General features: G+C 63.4%; 13 protein-coding genes. 3 read left to right on the forward strand and 10 right to left on the reverse strand.

Annotated features, from left to right (window positions below; all coding sequences use genetic code 11):
* Nucleotides 1-14 precede the first annotated feature (14 nt).
* The 3 genes from BLR13_RS01015 to BLR13_RS01025 form a co-directional block, all read right to left on the reverse strand.
* On the reverse strand, nt 15-1,733 hold the full coding sequence (locus BLR13_RS01015; protein WP_074828587.1) for a dihydroxy-acid dehydratase: 1,719 nt from the start codon (nt 1,731-1,733) through the stop codon (nt 15-17).
* A gap of 36 nt (nt 1,734-1,769) precedes the next feature.
* Nucleotides 1,770-2,114 carry a Lin0512 family protein gene (locus BLR13_RS01020; RefSeq protein WP_074828584.1) on the reverse strand — a complete coding sequence of 115 codons (345 nt, stop codon included), beginning with the start codon at nt 2,112-2,114 and terminating at the stop codon, nt 1,770-1,772.
* Between the two features lie 1,321 nt (nt 2,115-3,435).
* Nucleotides 3,436-3,882: a DUF2214 family protein gene (locus BLR13_RS01025; protein WP_074828582.1), complete on the reverse strand. Its 447-nt coding sequence runs from the start codon at nt 3,880-3,882 to the stop codon at nt 3,436-3,438.
* Between the two features lie 59 nt (nt 3,883-3,941).
* On the opposite strand from BLR13_RS01025, the gene BLR13_RS42155 reads away from it, so the two are divergent.
* Nucleotides 3,942-4,319: an alpha/beta hydrolase domain-containing protein gene (locus BLR13_RS42155; RefSeq protein ID WP_283806932.1), complete on the forward strand. Its 378-nt coding sequence runs from the start codon at nt 3,942-3,944 to the stop codon at nt 4,317-4,319.
* 567 nt (nt 4,320-4,886) lie between these two features.
* On the opposite strand, the gene BLR13_RS01040 is transcribed toward BLR13_RS42155, so the two are convergent.
* Nucleotides 4,887-6,419, reverse strand: coding sequence for an acyl-CoA carboxylase subunit beta (locus tag BLR13_RS01040; protein ID WP_074828576.1), 1,533 nt, complete (start codon nt 6,417-6,419; stop codon nt 4,887-4,889).
* Between the two features lie 145 nt (nt 6,420-6,564).
* Between BLR13_RS01040 and BLR13_RS01045 the strand changes: the two genes are divergently transcribed.
* The gene (locus BLR13_RS01045; RefSeq protein WP_074828574.1) at nt 6,565-7,023 is read left to right on the forward strand and encodes a DUF4260 domain-containing protein; all 459 of its coding nucleotides are present in this window, start codon (nt 6,565-6,567) and stop codon (nt 7,021-7,023) included.
* Between the two features lie 8 nt (nt 7,024-7,031).
* Here BLR13_RS01045 and BLR13_RS01050 read toward each other — a convergent pair whose 3' ends face one another.
* The 5 genes from BLR13_RS01050 to BLR13_RS01075 form a co-directional block, all read right to left on the reverse strand.
* Nucleotides 7,032-7,604: a carboxymuconolactone decarboxylase family protein gene (locus tag BLR13_RS01050; protein WP_244525044.1), complete on the reverse strand. Its 573-nt coding sequence runs from the start codon at nt 7,602-7,604 to the stop codon at nt 7,032-7,034.
* Between the two features lie 83 nt (nt 7,605-7,687).
* Complete coding sequence (locus BLR13_RS01055; RefSeq protein WP_079586945.1) at nt 7,688-8,506, reverse strand: penicillin-binding transpeptidase domain-containing protein; 819 nt, start codon at nt 8,504-8,506, stop codon at nt 7,688-7,690.
* Nucleotides 8,507-8,595: 89 nt separating this feature from the next.
* Nucleotides 8,596-8,862: an EscU/YscU/HrcU family type III secretion system export apparatus switch protein gene (locus BLR13_RS01060; RefSeq protein ID WP_074828571.1), complete on the reverse strand. Its 267-nt coding sequence runs from the start codon at nt 8,860-8,862 to the stop codon at nt 8,596-8,598.
* On the reverse strand, nt 8,859-10,466 hold the full coding sequence (locus BLR13_RS01065) for a flagellar hook-length control protein FliK (RefSeq protein WP_074828568.1): 1,608 nt from the start codon (nt 10,464-10,466) through the stop codon (nt 8,859-8,861). Before BLR13_RS01065 ends, BLR13_RS01060 begins: the two co-directional genes overlap by 4 nt.
* Nucleotides 10,467-10,975: 509 nt before the next feature.
* Entirely contained in the window at nt 10,976-11,749 is a 774-nt protein-coding gene (locus BLR13_RS01075; RefSeq protein ID WP_074828562.1) for an ATP12 family chaperone protein, read from the reverse strand.
* A 72-nt stretch (nt 11,750-11,821) separates the two neighbouring features.
* Here BLR13_RS01075 and BLR13_RS01080 point away from each other — a divergent pair, with 72 nt between their 5' ends.
* Nucleotides 11,822-12,274, forward strand: coding sequence for a hypothetical protein (locus BLR13_RS01080; protein ID WP_074828556.1), 453 nt, complete (start codon nt 11,822-11,824; stop codon nt 12,272-12,274).
* Between the two features lie 113 nt (nt 12,275-12,387).
* On the opposite strand, the gene BLR13_RS01085 is transcribed toward BLR13_RS01080, so the two are convergent.
* Entirely contained in the window at nt 12,388-13,602 is a 1,215-nt protein-coding gene (locus BLR13_RS01085; protein WP_074828553.1) for an amidohydrolase family protein, read from the reverse strand.
* Between the last annotated feature and the right edge of the window lie 142 nt (nt 13,603-13,744).

The following is a 13,744-nucleotide window of genomic DNA, read 5'->3' on the forward strand; positions in this document are numbered from 1 at the left end:
CTACGCCCGCCCCGTCACAGCACGCAGCCGTAATGCGCCGACGACACCAGCCGGATGTACTTGTCGTGCACCGACCCTCTCCGCACCTGCTTGACCGAAGCGGGCTCGCGCCAATCGGCCATGCGCCGGGCGATTTCGTCCGCCGGGACCTCGAGGTTCACGGTGCGCGCGCCGGGATCGATGACGATGATATCGCCGTCGCGCACCGCCGCGATCGGACCTCCCCGCGCCGCTTCCGGCGAGACATGGCCGATCAGGATGCCGTGCGAGACGCCGGAGAAGCGGCCGTCGGTGATCAGCGCGACGTCCTCGCCGAGGCCGCGCCCCTGCAACTGGATCGTCAGCATCACCATTTCGGGCATGCCGGGGCCGCCGACCGGGCCGACATTGCGCACCACAATCACATTGCCCGGCACGATCGTGCCGGCCCGGATCGCGGCCATCGTCTCGGCCTCGGATTCGAACACGCGCGCGGTGCCGCGGAACCGACCCTTTTCGAGCACCTTGCCCGACAGCTTCAGCAGGCAGCTTTCGGGCGCGAGGTTGCCCTTCAACACGCTGATGTGATTGTTCGGCGGCGCGATCGGTTTTTCCACCGGGAGCACGATCTGCTGCGGCGCCATCTGGTCGAGCGTCGGCACCGCGGCGAGATTTTCCGCCAGCGTCTTGCCCGTCACCGTTATGACGTCGCCATGCAGCAGGCCGGCGCGGAGCAATTCCTTCATCACCACCGGCACGCCGCCGATCAGGTGCAGGCTTCCCATCGCGAACGGGCCGTGCGGCTGCAGGTTGGCCAGCAGCGGAACGCGCTCGCCGATTTGCTGGATGCGTTCGATTCCGATCGGCACCTGCGCCTCGCGGGCGACCGCCAGCAGATGCAGGTACATGTTGGTCGAACCGCCCATCGCATAGACGGTCGTGATCGCGTTCTCGAAGGCGCGTTCGGTCATGATGTCGCGCGGCCGGATGCCGGCCTCCATCAACCGGTACAGCGCGTCGACCGAGGCACGCGCCTGCGCCCGGACATCGGCATGGATATCGCTGCCGGCGTTGTAGTCGGCAGGATGCGAAGCGCCGCGCGGCAGCATCATGCCGATCGCTTCGGCAATCGTGCTCATGGTGTTGGCGGTGAACATCGCGCCGCAGGTGCCGCTGCCCGGCATCACGTTGCGCTCGACTTCCAGCAGTTCCTCGCCCGAGAGGCGGCCGGACTCGTTGGCGGCCCGCGCTTCGGCGTAGTCGAGGATGGTGAGGTTATTGCCTTTGGCGGCCCAGGCGCCGAACGAGACGCTGCCCGGCGTGCTGGTGCCGGGATAGAGCACGAGGCCGAACGCATTGGTCCGCGCCAACGGCATCAGCGCGGCGGCGCCGGTTTTGTCGCAGCCGGAAATCACGATCATGGCGTCGCCATGGTGGGCGTAGTGGCCGATCTCGAAGCAATCGGCGACGACATCGCGGGACGCGAGGCTGTAGCCCGCCGTGGGCGTGCCCTGGGTCAGGGCGTCAGAAACGGCCGGCGCGCCGACGACGAGGCCCTGCCCGCCGCGCTCGGCGAGAATCTCGATCAGCAAATCGCTGATGGTGCGCACCCGGTTATTGCAGCGATGGGCGTTGGTCCAGGCGCTGGCGATCGTCACCACCGCGCTGGTCTGCTCGGCGCGGTCCGGATCGAAGCCGGCGGCGCGCAATTCGACCCGCGATTTCTTCCAGTAGAGGCTGCTGTCCTGTGTCATGATGGGCTCACGATCTCGTTTGACGGATGACTTGATTCACTTGCCGTCGTCGAGGCTGACGATAACGGCGGCGTTGGCGATGATGATGGAGTCGCCGCCGGTTTCAGCGGGAATTTCGAGCCCGCCCTTCACGGCCGTGACGGTGATGGTGCCGTAGGGCAGTTCCTTGGCGACATCTGCGGTATCGACCAGGCTCGGATCGGGCACGGCGATGGTGACGTCCACGAACATGTCCTTGGCGGTCTTGTCCAGCATCCGGAAGAAGCCGAGGCTGGAATGGCGGATGGCGTCGGAGACGGCGCGCTTGGCGGCCTTGGTGGCGTCCTTGCCGTGAACGTCGACGCCCATGCCCATTTCGGTGATGCAGCGCACGCGTGCCATGGAGTTTCCTCTTGTTGTTTTTGGAGTGGGTATCAGTGCTGAACTCTGATTATCACGATTTCATACGGGAACTTATCGAGATATGTGGCCGGTAAACCACAATCGTCAACGACATTAAGCAGATCGTAACCGCGCGATTGCCGCGGAATCAACGAATCAACTAGACCGCTAAGTGGGGTAGGAAGCGGAGAGTGTCATGAGAGTAGCTTCCTTAGAGAGTGTATTGACGGCGGCCACACTGGTATCGGCCATCGTCGTGGTGCTGTGGGGAATCAGGATTTTCCAGGGCATATGAGCAGACGGGACGCTTTCGTCGGAACAGAGACCTCCACTCAAGAAGAGGCTCGCGATTAAAGCATCACTCCGCGGCGGCGGAGGCCTTCTGTTCCCTTGCATACGATCGAATAGCCGGGCACTGGTGTGTCCAGACACGCATTGAGTTTGGTTGGCGTTCTTGGCGCGAGATCGGCGCCGGCCACGAAAATATTTGGTTTCAAGTCTCTCATGCATTTCAGCTTCTATGTGATGATTGCCGCGCTGGTTCTGGTCGGCTTCGAAGTCGCCTATGCGCTCTATCAACTGACGCTGTTCGTTCTTTAACCCCCGTCATTGCGAGCCAACGGGTCGGCGCGAAGCGCCGCCCGATGACAGGCTCCGCGAAGCAATCCATTTTTTCTTTGCGCGGCGAGATGGATTGCTTCGTCGCTACGCTCCCTTGCACAAACGCTTCGCGTTTATTGCAGGCAATGACGTTGTGAGACATGCGCTCTTAATCTCGCGGCGCGATGCGCCCGAAGTTTTGCACTGCGTGTCCCTGCTGGAGAACAGAGGGCGCGGGGAAGACCGGGTGCGCGCTGCACCCGCGGTCTCGCAGGCATGATGCATAACAAGATGCGCCCACGAGCATACAGGTTCAGCGGAGAACACTCCGGCCTCCCCCACGCAATGGCTTTACGGCTTATACGCGTTCGCCCTGGTGACCGGCTTTCTTGCCACCATCATCTGCAAGAGCTTTCGCCCCTACACGACTTGACGCCAGCACCGGGACGTCAGGCCCACACGACTTCACCGTACGCAAAAGCCACGCTCGTCAGTCGCAGCTTCGCGTCCACCGCATCCCACCGCACGGTCGTGACGATCGCGATCGCCCCTCTTGTTGCCGTGAGACGGGCGAAGTTAAACGTCTGATTTGCCCGACGGGGCAACGGAAATATTTTTACGCGAAGGGCTGGACAGCTTTTGGTTGATTTGCCCGTCGTGCCAATTTGTCGCGGACGTGCGTGAAGATCGCGCTTGCGCGGGAGGCGAAGCAGTCTGCAGTTCAAACCCAGCCGCCCCGCGCCATGATCGCGGCGCAGAGCAGGATGAGGACGATCGCAAACAGCTCGGCGTGGATAATCGCAGTAACCAGCCGCAACTGCTTCGCGCTGACCTTAGGCACCAGCCCTTCCCGCAGCGGCTTGTTCCAGGACAGGAATTCGACGGTCGGGATAACAGACAACAGCCCTACCAGGATGAAGATCGAGAATTTCGCGAGAAACGCGTGGCTGTGGAAATAATAGTCCGAGCCCTTCTCGAAGAAAAATACCCGGCACAGCCCAACGATCAACAGGAAGCCGGCGGCGATGCCGAGCACCATGTCCGTGACCTGCAGCCGGCGCGCCGACGATAGCGTCAGCTCCTGCCGGATCAGCGTGAACTCCACCGCCAGCGCCGCCACCAGCGTGAAGGCCGCGAGGTGATGCAGGAAGGCAAACAGCGTGGACATGGCGTGGGCTCCCTTTCAGAGGAATCTGGGCAACGGTGAACGGTCCGCAAGACTGCCGTGTGACGGACGGCTGCCCTGCGCCGGACGCGGCGCAGCCTGATCGACAATACCGACGATGCTGCCTAAAATCGGGCAAGACCGCAACGAACGCACAACGAACGCACAAGGAGGGGCAAACCCTCCGGCAGGGCGTCGTGCTGCCGTTCGCGCCGACCGAGGCCGCACGAAAGGATGCCAACGAGCCCCGGCCATCGATCGAAGCGCGGTATGCGGATGATGCGGTGTATGTTGCGGCGGTGAAGCGCGAGGCCGCGCGTGCGGTGGCGGAGCGGTTGCTGCTGGAAGAGGATGCGGTGCGTTCGGTCGAGGCGGTGAAGCAAGGGACGCTGGCGAAGCTTGGGCAGTTGAGATTCGTAGGGTGGGTTAGCGCAGCGTAACCCACCGAATCTCGCTCCACGGTCGGTCCCGATGAGTTCCATGCGGGAACTTTTAAAACGCTTCTTCGATTGGCGCGGTTACACCAATTCCTGGTGACAGCTCCTTCTGCACATTCAGTTTAATTTGCGGATCAGAACGAAGTCTGATTCTCTGCCACTGGGGTATTCACATCGACACTAACGGGGGCACCATGCTGTTGCGTGGGATCGGCGCTATTGCGCTGACGTTATCTCTTTCATCCGGGGCGCTGGCAGAGCGAGGCGTTGTGCAGCGCGTATCCTGCGCGATGGTTCGGGTTTACGTGGCGAAGTATTCAGCTTCGGCAGCAGAAATGTGGGCGCGAAGTCACGGCGCAACCGATGCGCAGATCGAGGCTGCGCGCGAATGCTTGAAAGGCACAACGGAGCGGACCGCGCAGGCTGCTCGCTGGTCATCTCAATAATCGCCGGCTTTGCAGGGTAGGTTGGCCGAGGGCGTAACCCACCAAAGTCTCGATCCGCGGTTGGTTTGGCGGTGGGTTACGGCTTCGCCTAACCCACCCTACGAAGGTCACGCGTCGCAAAATCTCACAACGGCAAATTGTCGTGCTTCTTCATCGGCGTTTCGACGTGCTTGTCTTTCAGCATCGCCAGCGCGCGGGCGATCCGCTTTCGCGTCGAGTGCGGCATGATGACGTCGTCGAGATAGCCGCGCTCGGCGGCGATGAAGGGGGACAGGAAACGGTCTTCGTATTCCTTGGTGCGCGCGGTGATCTTGTCGGCGTCGCCGATGTCGGAGCGGAAAATGATTTCCACGGCGCCCTTGGCGCCCATCACGGCGATCTGCGCGGTCGGCCAGGCGTAGTTCATGTCGGCGCCGATTTCCTTCGATGCCATCACGTCGAAGGCGCCGCCATAGGCCTTGCGGGTGATGACGGTGACGAGCGGCACCGTGCACTGGGAATAGGCGAACAACAGCTTGGCGCCGTGCTTGATCAGGCCGCCATATTCCTGGGCGGTGCCCGGCAGGAAGCCCGGCACGTCCACAAACGTCACGATCGGGATGTTGAAGGCATCACAAAAACGGACAAAGCGCGCGGCTTTCCGTGAAGCGTCCGAGTCGAGCACGCCCGCCAGCACCATCGGCTGGTTGGCGACGAAGCCGACCGTGCGGCCGGCGATACGGCCGAACCCGGTGACGATGTTCCTGGCAAAGGTTTCCGAAATCTCGAAGAAGTCGCCCTCGTCCACAACCTTCAGGATCAGTTCCTTCATGTCGTAGGGTTTGTTCGGATTGTCGGGGATCAGCGTGTCGAGCGACATGTCGACGCGTTCGATATCGTCAAAACTCGGCCATTCCGGCACGCCGTCGGTGTTGTTGGACGGCAGGAAATCGATCAGCCGGCGCATCTGCAGCAACGTCTCGACGTCGTTTTCGAACGCGCCGTCGGCGATCGAGGAACGCGTCGCGTGCACCGAGGCGCCGCCGAGTTCTTCTGCGGTGACCACTTCGTTGGTCACGGTCTTCACCACGTCGGGGCCGGTCACGAACATGTAGCTCGTGTTCTTCACCATGAAGATGAAGTCGGTCATCGCCGGCGAATAGACGTCGCCGCCGGCGCAGGGGCCCATGATGACGGAGATTTGCGGGATCACGCCTGACGCAATGACGTTGCGGCGGAAGACATAGGAATAGCCTGCCAGCGCCGCGACGCCCTCCTGGATGCGTGCGCCGCCGGCGTCATAGAGCCCGATGATCGGCGCCCGCGCCTTCATCGCCATGTCCTGCAATTTTGTAATTTTCAGCGCGTGGGTTTCGGACAGCGAGCCGCCGAACACGGTAAAATCCTTGGCGAACACGAACGTCTTGCGGCCGTTGACGGTGCCCCAGCCGGTGACGACGCCGTCGCCGGGCACCTTGGTCTTCTCCATGCCGAATTCGGTGGAGCGGTGCTCGACGAACATGTCGAATTCCTCGAACGAGCCCTTGTCGAGCAACAGCTCGATGCGCTCCCGCGCGGTCAGCTTGCCGCGGGCGTGCTGCGCCTCGATGCGCTTTTCGCCGCCGCCGAGCTTGGCGCCGGCGCGCCGTTCTTCGAGGGTGTCCAAAATATCTTTCATCTGCTTCCGCCCGTCTTGGCTACGATTTGAGGGCCTTCTAACACGGCCTTTTCCGAACCGGAAACACCCCTCCCGGCATCTGGTACCGCCGCCCTGCAGCCCCTATATCCGCTCCCTCAACCCGAGGCGACGGCAAGGGGACGGCATGACCGATACCGCAAGCACCAACAACCCGGCCGCCGACAGCCCGAACGCCGAGACGCCCGGCACTGACGGCCCGGGCGCCGCCACCGGCGGCGTGCGAACGCTGCTCCGGCTGGAGGGCCTGGCGCTGTTTACCGGGATGACGCTGCTGTACGGGGTCTGGGACGGATCCTGGTGGATTTATGCCATCCTGTTCCTGGCGCCCGATCTTAGTTTCGCGGCCTACCTCGCCGGGCCGAAGTTCGGGGCCATGGTCTACAATGCCGCCCACAGCTATCTGGCGCCGATGGCGATGATGACGTTCGGATTTGCCGCCTCCTCGCCGCTGGTGCTCTCGATCGCGATGATCTGGCTGGCCCATATCGGCTTCGACCGCATGCTGGGCTACGGCCTGAAATACACCGCCGGTTTCGGGTTTACCCATCTCGGGCGGATCGGAAAGCCGAAGGCCGATGCCTAGCACCAGCCCTACTTCTCCCCGTCCTTGAACGGCGGCTCCTTGCCCGGAGGCACGTTCTGCTCCGCCATCGCCAGCAGCATCGCCACCATGACGTAGTTGCCGGCAACCGCGGTGAGATCGACGATCTGCTGGTCGTTGAATGCCTTCTTGGCACGCGCCCAGGTGTCGTCGGAGACCTTGTGCGTGGTCGTCAATTCGGTGACGAAATCGTACACCAGCGCTTCGTCGTCGGCCATTTTGGACGGGCGCTGGCCGGCTTTCAAGTCGGCGAGAATGTCCGCCGACAGTCCGGCCTTGGTCGCGATCGGCGCGTGCGCGAACCATTCGATCTGCGACCGCCACTGCCGCGCGATGATCAAGATCGCAAGTTCATTGAGCTTGTGCGGGACCGACGTTTGCCAGCGCAGATAGTGAAACAGGTCGAACAACAACTGCCCCAGCACGGGGCTGCGGATCATCGGGTTATAGGGTCCGCCGAGGCCGACGCTGGAGACCTTTACGATCTGCTCGCCGAGCGGCTTCTGCTTGTCGTCGAGCTGCTCGAGGGTCAATTGCGGAAAACGCGGCGCCTTGCTGCTCATTATTTCCTCCGGTTTTTTTTATGAACCGGAAGCTAGTCGAACGCCGTGATGCTGGCCAGCCGCTGATGGCGCGGGTCAGCCCGTCAGATCGCCACGATATCGACGAGGCATTGCTGCGTCACCGTCATGCGCGCCGGAATCTGGCTGGGGTCGCGCACGTCCATGTTCATCGCGAACACCGTCTGCTGGCTGCCCTTCTCGGCCCAGCCGACCATCCAGCCCAGCGACGGCTTGTCGATCTCCGCGCCCAACAGACCGCTCTTGACGTGGAGGGTGGCGTCGCCGACTTTCGTCACCGGCAGGATGTCACGCACCAGGTCCTGGCTGCGTTTGGAAACCGGCAGCACGCCGCGCCGCAGGCGGTCGACGAAATCGACCTGCTGGATCGGGTCGATGCGCATGTTCCCGGTCAGCCAGAACTGGTCGATGCCGCCGCCGATGTCGCGGTTGCCGTAGTCGAGCAGGTCGACATATTTCTGCATGCGCTCCGCCCCGATGCGGCGCGCGATCTCCTGATAGACCGGCACGGCAGACGCCGCGATCGCCGAGCGCAAGGTGTGGTCCTTGTTCCAGGCATCGATGCTGCGGGTCACGCCGTCCCACTTGAAGACGTCCTTGTCGGGATCGGCGACCACGCCGGTCTCCAGCGCAATGATCGAATTCGGAATCTTGAAGGTCGAGGCCGGCAACTTGGCCTCGCCCGAGCGCACCTTGTCGCTGGCAATGATCAGGTAGTCGTCGACCTTGTAGCCGACGAAGGTGCCTTCGGTGCCGAGATCGAAAAACCGCTTGGCTAGATCTTCGCGAAATTCGCTGCGCTGGTAGGAGACGTTGGCAAAGCTGCGCGACGGCAACAGGCCGGCGGCGGCAAGAAGACCGAGCGCGTGGCGGCGATGGATCACGGGTTGTATCCGGGCTGGTTGAAGGACGGGAACGATGTGGACGGCATCGTGGTAATACGATGACTGCGAGGGCCTGATTTGGCGGGTTTCTAGCGGATTCTGCCCGACAGCCGAAGCACGAAAATCAGCACTTCGGCAACGGCCTTATACAGATCCGCCGGGATTTCATCGCCGAGTTCGACATTGGACAAGGCGCCCGCCAGCACCTCGTTCTCCTCGATCGGGATGTCGTGCTCTTTGGCGAGTTCGATGATCCTGGCGCCGATGACGCCCTTGCCCTTGGCAACGACCCGCGGCGCGCCTGTCTTGTCGTAGTGCAGCGCGACCGCGAGCTGGTTCCTGACATCGACGGTCATAGCGCGCGATCCAGGAAATGCCCGGCGCGCGCGGGCGTGGCCTGTGGCGGGTTGCCGTCACGGATCACGATGTCGCCGGGTTGCAGCTCGGCGCGGCTGAGCGCCTGGCTCAGTTGCGAGGCCCCGGCACGCAGTTGCGCCGCGGTCGCCGGCCGTTCCGCCCACATCCGCACCGAGGTCTTGTCGCCAACGAGCGAAATCTGCGCGTGGATCGGGCCTGACGGTTCGACGTCGATCGAAAAGCGCGCCCGCCACACCCGTTTGGCGGCCTCGACGGCCTCGCCGCCGCCGTCACGGGAAATCTCGAACTGCGCCATCGCCGTACCCTGCGGCGTCACGAACGGAATCTCGAAATTCCAGCTTGGCGCCGTGGTATCGATGCGTGGCCCCGCCATATCGATATGGTCCGGCAGCGAGGCGACCTGCAGCAGGGTTTGCCGTGCGATCGCCGCATCGGTGTTATCGAGCAGATGATGCGCGGTGGTGCCAAGCGGCGCATCCGGCGCAATCGAGGGAGCAGCGATCGGCTGCGGTGTCGGCGCCGAGCCGCGGAACGGCGGCGGCGGCGTATTGGTGTGGACGGTCACGTCGCCGTCACGGATGTCCTTCAGCGTGGCCGCAAGCCGCGCCGGGTTGCCGAGTTCCTGCAGTGCTTCCTGCAGCAGGTTCAAGGTCGCGCCCGCGGTCGATCCGGCGTGCAGGGCCGCTGCCAGCCCGCTGCGGCCGCCAACGGCGGTTTGCACGAGATCCTCCGCCGCAGCCACGCGCGCCTGCGGCAGCATGATTTCCCGGACCTCGAGTTCCGGCGCTGATGGCGCAAGGCTTGACGATCCAAGGCTTGCGGCCGCCGAAGCGTTTGGCGTTGCCGCCTGCGCCGCGACAGACGGCGGCGGAGCTGCCGCCGTCGCACTGGTGCCGAGCGCGGTTTGCAGCGTCTGGCGCAGCACGATCAGCGCGGCTTTCAGATCGGGCGCGCCGGTTGGAGGAACCGAACCGGACGCCAGCGAGGCTTCCAGCAGAATCCCGGATTTCTGAAACGCCGATTTGATGTCGCTGCCGTCGAGATTTTGATCGAGGCTGGTCTGCTGCGCCAGCACCTGCGCAATCGCCTGCTGCAATTTTGGTGGCAGGTTGCCCGACGATGCCGCGGCGCCGAGATTGGCGAACAGCGGCGCGAGACTGTTCTGTTCGGTGGCCGCGCTCTGCGCCGCTGCCGACACCGCCGCGCGCTCGATCGGCGTCAGCACACTTTTTTGCGCGACGATGGTCGGGCGATTGGCGACATCGACCTGCGCATCCGATGACAGCGTCACCGCATCCGGTGAGGCGCCCGCCGTATCGCCGCCCTGCCCGACCAGAGCGAGGCGGATGCCGTCGCTGGTGTGCGAGACCGCGAGCTGCAGCGCCTGACCCTGCTGCAGCGGAATCTGCGTGCCGACTTCGATCGAGAGGTTGGCAATAGCGATCCGCACCAGATCTGCGGAGAGAACCTGCAGCACCTGGGCGTTGACCACGCTTCCCGGCTGCAGCACGAGCTCCGGCGCCACGCCGCCAACCTGTTGGGCGGCGAGCACGGGGTTCACGGGATTGATCGAAATCGCCATGTATCGAGGTCTCGGCCAGGTCCAGAACCTAACCCGGCGTCGTAAACCTCTCGTTAATTAATCCCAAGTGGCTGATTTTGTGACGGACTACTTCTTCTTGGCCCCGCCTTTTGAACCCGCGTCGACGCACATCTGGACTTCATAAGCGAGCCTGCCAGTGTCCGAATTGCTGACGTAGCCCGTGTAGCTTTTCAGGCAGCAAGCCTTGCCGGTGGGCCCGGGATTTTGGGTCACACATCTTCCCAGGGCCCCCGTGTATTGGGCATTGGCGACTGACGGGACCGCGAACAAAGGCAGGGCAACAGCCGACAGCAAGACAATCGTGGATCGAACACTCATCAAAATCATCCTCTTGAAAAATTCGACCGGCGTAGCGCGACAGGCAATTGTCACGGCGACAAGACGCCGTGACATCGCACGTCCACCCGCTTCCTTAGGAGAGCAGATGACGGCGTGCGAAGCTACGAGCAAAACGCGGTGGAACAAGATCGCCCAGGGGCCAACCTGTATCAGCCCTTCAACGTCTTCAGGATGTCGGCCGCGGCCCTGAAATCGACCAGGCGGGCGGCGCGGCGGGCCGCGACCTCCTCGTCCAGGCCCCATTTTTCGATGTTCCAGTCTTCATCGACATGGGCGGCGGCCCAGACCTGCTCCGGGTCCAGCACCCCGTGCAGCAGCGCCAGTGCCAGCAGCGCCGAACCGGTCAGGGTCGTCACCACATGGAGCGCTGCGACCGGCCAGGGATCGGCCGGAAACACCGCCCGCGCCGCTCTTATCGCCTGCTCCGGCTGGGTGACATGCACGATGCCTTCAGAGAGGATGAAATGGGCCCCGAGATCGTTCGCGGCCCACGACAGCACCGGATCCCAATGCGCGGCCTCCCTTGTCACCAGCGCCGCGGGATGGCCGGCGCGGTAGAACAGCAAATCGGTGCCGAGATATTTTGCGGCGTCCTCGGCCACCGCATCGACGTGGTCGCCGACTTCGGCGACGCTGTTGGCAAAGCGCGTCAGCGGCATGGTCAGGGGATCGATGGTCTCGCTTTGCGCCTCCCATTCCGCCGCGATCGCCTCGGCGATCCCGCGGTTGGGGGCGACGACATGACGCCCGGAAGGCGTGCGGATCGGCTTGCCGTCGAGCGTGACGGCAAACCCGCCCTCCGCCTCGGCAAAGCCTGCGGCCTTGTAAAAGCGCTTGCGCTGCGGGGTACGCGTGCCGCGCCGGACCGCTTCCTCCGGATCGAGCCCGGATTGTCCGGCGACCTCATCGAATAGTTCACGCATGCGTTTTCGGCTTCCGGCGGATGGTATAATCTAGCCCTGACAATACGATATCGGTGGGTACAAAGAAAGCTGATGAGGCCGTTGAAGCGTTTTGTGATTCTTGCCCTGCTCGCTGGGCTTGGCGTGGCGCCGGCCAAGGCCGGGTTCCGATCGCCGGAATCGCTGATCCGTAACGTCTATGCCTATTACGGCAACGGCGCCGCCGAGCTCTCCAGGGGGCTGCCGCGCGATCCCGAGACCGCACGCCAGTTCTTCGATCCAGGCCTGCGCACAGCCTGGGCCGCGCCGCGGGATCAGCCCTACGATTTTCTGGTCCAGAGCCCGACCTGGAAGCTGGGCCCGGTTTCGACCGCGATCCTGCGCAAGCAATTCGACAAGACCTATGTCGCCGTCAGCTTCGCCAACCATGGCCGAGCCATCACCCTGAATTTCATCGTCGTCAACGGCCCCGACGGCTGGGTGATTTCGGACGTCGAAAGCCCGCACGACTCGCTGCGGCTGTTCCTCGACCAGTTCCGGCGCTGAGAATCTCGTCATGCCCGGGCTTGTCCCGGGCATCCACGTCTTAACTGCATTGGCGAAGAAAGACGTGGATGGCCGGGACAAGCCCGGCCATGACGGAGAATCAGGGTTGCCCGTCACGGCTTCTGGTAGATCACCTGCCCCGCACGGATGGTATAGGTGACCTTGGCGAGGTTGCGGACGTCGGCCAGGGGATCGCCGTCGAGGACCGCGAGATCGGCATCAAACCCCTTCTCGACCCTGCCCTTGTTCGTGGCCTTGAAATAGGTGGCCGGGTTGGTCGTCAGCGAGGCCAGCACCTGCCTTTCCCCGAGCACGCGGTGCATCAGCTCGACTTCGCGCGAGGTGTCATAGAGCTTGATGAAGCCGATATCGGTTCCAAACAGAACAACACCGCCATTGTCGGAAAACTGCTTGAGCTGGCCGACGGCAGCGGCGACCACGCGCTCGGTCACGGCGGGATCGAGCACAACGGTGGTAAACAGCGACAGTGTCGGAATCAGCGCGATCCCCTGCGATTTGAAGCGCGCGAGCTGCTCGGGCGTGTAGCCGGATTGGCTGGACGCGGTGTGGGCGAGCACGTCGACGCCGGCCTCGATCACCGTGTCCACGCCGGTCTTGTTCTGCGGATGGGCGAACACCGGCTTGCCCTGGCCATGCGCGACGTCGACTGCCGCTCTGGCGACAGCGGGCTCCATGTTGACGACCGGCCTGTCGCCCATGAACGCGCCGGTAAACAGCTTGATGCCGTCGAGGCCCATGGCGAGGTAGTCGCGCGATAGTTTCGCGGCCTCTTCCGGCGTGGCGACTTCCGGCAGCGGCACCTCGCGCGGGATGTAGACGGGGTGACCGCCTTTCGGGAACATATTGCCCGCAAAGAAGATGTTGGGACCGGGCACTTCGCCCGAGTTGACGCGGCGGCGCAGCGGCAGCGAGTCGTCGGGGTCAGAGCCCAGATCCCATACGCTGGTAAACCCCCAACGCGTCAGCATTTCCTGCATGTGCGCTTCGAGCGTCACCGCCGGCGCGGCACCGGCATTTCGCCACACCGGCTCCGTGAAGTGGACATGGCTGTTCCAGAACCCGGCCACGATGGTCTTGCCGGTGCAGTCGATGACGCGGATATCGGCGGGGATCTGAACCTCGCTTCGGCTGCCGATCGCGGTGATCACGCCGTTGGTCGCGATGATGACAGCGTCGGCGAGTGGCGCGGCCTCCGGTGAGGCGTAGACAGTGCCGCCCGTCAGAACGAGCGTCTGCGCGTCAGCGGTGGCCCAAGTCTCACTGATGACGAATAGAAAAAACGCGGCACGCAACAGATTGCGGATCATTGGCGAAGCCCTCGAATTTTCACCCGACCGCCGGGTGTCAAAAAATGCGATAGCCGATGATGACGTTTCCGGTTTGACAGTTGTTGCGCTTCTTCCTCCTCCCGTCATGCCCGGCCTTGTGCCGGGCATCCACGTCTTTGCA

Origin of the sequence: Bradyrhizobium ottawaense (assembly GCF_900099825.1) — a bacterium.
Lineage (GTDB): Bacteria > Pseudomonadota > Alphaproteobacteria > Rhizobiales > Xanthobacteraceae > Bradyrhizobium > Bradyrhizobium ottawaense_A.

What these genes read in the sequence shown, in the direction of transcription:
- BLR13_RS01045 (WP_074828574.1), top strand. Translation starts at nt 6,565, where the DNA reads ATGACCGATACCGCAAGCACCAACAACCCGGCCGCCGACAGCCCGAAC.
- BLR13_RS01075 (WP_074828562.1), bottom strand. Translation starts at nt 11,749, where the DNA reads ATGCGTGAACTATTCGATGAGGTCGCCGGACAATCCGGGCTCGATCCG.
- BLR13_RS01065 (WP_074828568.1), bottom strand. Translation starts at nt 10,466, where the DNA reads ATGGCGATTTCGATCAATCCCGTGAACCCCGTGCTCGCCGCCCAACAG.
- BLR13_RS01040 (WP_074828576.1), bottom strand. Translation starts at nt 6,419, where the DNA reads ATGAAAGATATTTTGGACACCCTCGAAGAACGGCGCGCCGGCGCCAAG.
- BLR13_RS01080 (WP_074828556.1), top strand. Translation starts at nt 11,822, where the DNA reads ATGAGGCCGTTGAAGCGTTTTGTGATTCTTGCCCTGCTCGCTGGGCTT.
- BLR13_RS01025 (WP_074828582.1), bottom strand. Translation starts at nt 3,882, where the DNA reads ATGTCCACGCTGTTTGCCTTCCTGCATCACCTCGCGGCCTTCACGCTG.
- BLR13_RS01015 (WP_074828587.1), bottom strand. Translation starts at nt 1,733, where the DNA reads ATGACACAGGACAGCAGCCTCTACTGGAAGAAATCGCGGGTCGAATTG.
- BLR13_RS01060 (WP_074828571.1), bottom strand. Translation starts at nt 8,862, where the DNA reads ATGACCGTCGATGTCAGGAACCAGCTCGCGGTCGCGCTGCACTACGAC.
- BLR13_RS01085 (WP_074828553.1), bottom strand. Translation starts at nt 13,602, where the DNA reads ATGATCCGCAATCTGTTGCGTGCCGCGTTTTTTCTATTCGTCATCAGT.
- BLR13_RS01050 (WP_244525044.1), bottom strand. Translation starts at nt 7,604, where the DNA reads ATGAGCAGCAAGGCGCCGCGTTTTCCGCAATTGACCCTCGAGCAGCTC.
- BLR13_RS01020 (WP_074828584.1), bottom strand. Translation starts at nt 2,114, where the DNA reads ATGGCACGCGTGCGCTGCATCACCGAAATGGGCATGGGCGTCGACGTT.